Origin of the sequence: uncultured Gimesia sp., from assembly GCF_937919775.1 — a bacterium.
GTDB lineage: Bacteria > Planctomycetota > Planctomycetia > Planctomycetales > Planctomycetaceae > Gimesia.
This window is the reverse complement of record NZ_CALFPF010000228.1, coordinates 1-2,718: the sequence shown is the minus strand read 5'-3', so window position 1 is coordinate 2,718 and position 2,718 is coordinate 1. Positions and strand designations below refer to the sequence as shown.

Here is a 2,718-nt window from a genome sequence, read left to right as displayed (position 1 = left end):
AAACAGAGTCATCGTAACATGATGATCATTGTCGTGACCGACGAAGCAGGAACCGACGCAGTACAAAATCTGGAAGAGACTATTCTGCTGACCAAGCGGAACGGCATTAAATGTTATGTGGTCGGAAACGCATCTCCTTTCGGCCAACGCGAAGTCGTGACCACCTTTGAAATTGAACCGGGAGTAAATGTACCCGCCGTCTCCGAAACCGGTCCGGAAACCGTGATGCCCGAACGGATCAAGTTGCCTTTCTGGGGGCAGAGCAGTTATGAAATTCGTCAGCTTTCTTCCGGTTACGGCCCTTATGGGTTGACCCGCCTGTGTGCGGAAACCAACGGAATTTATTTCATTACACAAGATACGGAAGGCGGTCCCAAGTTTGAAGCGGCCGACATGCGGGGGTATCACCCCGATTATATTTCCATCCGTGACTATGAGAAAAAAGTCGGCACGAATATGGCGAAAAAAGCTCTGGTCGGGACAGCAATGGCCACACTGAACTCAAAACGCCGAATCCCCAATCCCACTTTGGAATTTCCAGCCGCCAATGACACGATGCTCCGACAGGCAATTACCGAAGCGCAAAAGCCGATAACGGAACTGGACTACGGTTTGAATGAACTGCAGATCATGCTGGAACAGGGGTTGCAGGATCGTAAGAAAATTACCGAACCACGGTGGCGTGCCAATTATGATCTGGCATTAGGTCGGGTGCTGGCACTCCGCGTGCGGGCCTTTGGCTACAATACCGTGCTGGCGGATATGAAAAGCGCCCCGAAAGCATTCGAAAAGCAAGGCAACAATGCCTGGAAACTGGTGCCCGCTAAAGATGTGCGTTCCAGCCCGTCCGTACGAAAACTGGGCAAGCAGGCCACTGATCTGCTGAATGGAGTCATCGATGAGCATCCCGGCACTCCCTGGGCCTTTCTCGCCGCCAAAGAGCTGGATAAACCGTTGGGCTGGGCCTGGCAGGAAACGAAGATGGATCTCGACCCGCAGGGAAATCGAGTTATGAAACGAAACCCACAGTTTGAAGAAGATGAGCGTAAAAGAAATGAGGCAATCAAAAAACGGGGGGGACAGGCAGGTCAGCCACTCAAAATCTGAGTGAGGGGAGCCGCTTTTACCACATGGAATCAGCAGGTTGATGAAAGGACTGTTCTGATCATCAGAAGCATTTCAAAATTCTTTTTTCATATCAATTTATCAAACATTGGCTCAACCTATTCTGTATGTTGAGTCTACACAGGCACTCATTTTGAACAGCGTTTTTGCTGGGAAAAATGACAGGGGGATTTTACTGATGGCTCAAGCGCGAGACTATTCAGCTTTTTTCACATCTTTGATTGTACACGCGGTGATACTGATGAGTATGGGGATGATTCATCATCATCTCACCGATAACCAGCCCGAAGTGGCGATTGAAACGATTTTCGACGATGAACGGGATCAGGCAGAATTCGAGCAGGTTCTGGAAACGAACCTGTCGGTCTCTGAAACTCTGAGCGTCACGTCGGGGGGTATGGTTTCCACCAATGTGGGTGCTTCGGCGGCTTCGGCGATTTCCTCGCAGAAGATCGAAACATCAGAGAGCCTGAAAGAACCGGAAATCAAAATCAATGCGGGGGAAATTACCGCTCCCGGCGATGATATTCTGGGCGCAGACCTCGGCGTTGGTGAAGTGACCGGTGAAGTGGGCGCGGTTGTAGACGGTTATGGCACCGCCATGAGCCGCATCTCCAAAGAACTGATTCGCATCATGCGTGAGGAAAAGATTATGGTGGTCTGGCTGTTTGATGAATCAGGCAGTATGAAAGACGACCAGAAGGAAATCCGCGACAACTTCAATAAAATCTATAGCGAGCTGGGAATTGCCGCCAAAGAGGAATCCAAGACCCGGGCACGCGACCAGACCCTGCTGACTTCCATTCTCAGTTACGGTGCCGCAGTGCATGTGCTTACCGACAAACCGACCACCGACCTGAAAGAAGTTCAGGAAGCGATTACGAAAATTCCGACGGATGAATCCGGCCTGGAAAATATGTGTCAGACTGTCTCGGCAACGATTGACAAATATGCCCTCATGGCGCGCAAGGCGGATCGCAGACTGTGTCTCGTCCTGGTGACCGATGAATCGGGTGACGATGGTGCCGCTGTGGAAGAAGTGATCACCCGCGCCAAACGCGCCAAAACGCCAATCTATATTCTGGGGCGGGAATCCGTCTTCGGTTATCCCTATGCCCGCCAGATCTGGAAAGACCCCCAATATGATTTACCTTTCTGGATTCAGATTAATCGGGGACCGGAAACCGCGTTTCCGGAAGCGTTGCAGTATGATGGTCTACACGGTCGCTGGGATGCTTTTTCTGCCGGCTTTGGCCCTTATGAACAGGTGCGAATTGCCCGTGAGACTGGTGGCATTTTCTTCGTGTTGCCCGGTAAAGAAGGAGATCTCGCAGGAGCGGGCAGCAAAGCCGATCGCCAGTTCCGTTTTCAGGACATGAAAGAATATCAGCCGCTGCTGATGTCGCGGCGCGATTATGACGCGACCCGCAGCGCCAGCAAGTTTCGCACTGCGATCTGGAAAGTGATTGTCACGCTCAATCCGCATCTGGACCCGCAGTTGAATGTCAGAGAACTCTACTATCCCATTACGCAGAAAGAATTCTATGCAATGGGCAGCAAGGAAGTTCCCAAAGCCATTCGCGCGATGGGGCT

1 protein-coding gene and 1 pseudogene are annotated in these 2,718 nt (G+C 51.4%); both read left to right on the top strand.

Translation table 11 applies throughout. The features are described 5' to 3' along the window. Window positions 1-1,107, top strand: a pseudogene (locus tag Q0294_RS06020) (VWA domain-containing protein); the annotation flags it as partial. 196 nt (window positions 1,108-1,303) lie between these two features. Next, window positions 1,304-2,718: VWA domain-containing protein (locus Q0294_RS06015; RefSeq protein WP_299461926.1), on the top strand; the 1,415-nt coding region annotated here is incomplete at its 3' end.